The sequence below is a fragment of the Vibrio sp. Sgm 5 genome, assembly GCF_026241575.1.
Taxonomy (GTDB): domain Bacteria; phylum Pseudomonadota; class Gammaproteobacteria; order Enterobacterales; family Vibrionaceae; genus Vibrio; species Vibrio jasicida.
In genome coordinates this window covers 1-415 of sequence record NZ_JAPHPY010000142.1, presented here as the reverse complement: position 1 = coordinate 415, position 415 = coordinate 1, and the positions used below count along the sequence as shown (strand labels likewise).

Annotated in this window: 1 pseudogene; it reads right to left on the bottom strand. The window is 38.8% G+C overall.

The features are described from left to right. Positions 1-337 (bottom strand): annotated as a pseudogene (locus OQJ86_RS26425) (IS982 family transposase); the annotation flags it as partial. Between the last annotated feature and the right edge of the window lie 78 nt (positions 338-415).

The window sequence follows — 415 nt, the reverse complement described above, 5'->3', positions numbered from 1 at the left end:
TAAATTCAATACCTGTAGGCTCTCCTTTTACATGAGTAAAGAAAGAGCTTAAAGGAACAAGCATCGACGGCATCACCTCTAGAAAGCGTGTGTAGCTCAGTAGCGCAGGAAATTCGCTTTTGTGGTATCGGTGAATAATGCCAAGATAGAAGTTCTTAAAATCACGTTGGTGCGACATATGAAAAGCAATAATGATGGTCATTATTTCACTTTCAGACATACGTCCTTTGCGCTTTCGTTTACGTTCACAGTGTTCAAGTTGAAGTTTTTGCCATTGAGGTAGAAAAGCCTTACAAAAGTCATCGACAAGGCAAAATAAGTCTACTAATTTGTGCATAGCTGGTTCCTTTGTGATTGTTCTCTCTTGGTTGAAAGATCTGATCGCAGAACCAGCTTTTAGTTCACTTCTATTTTT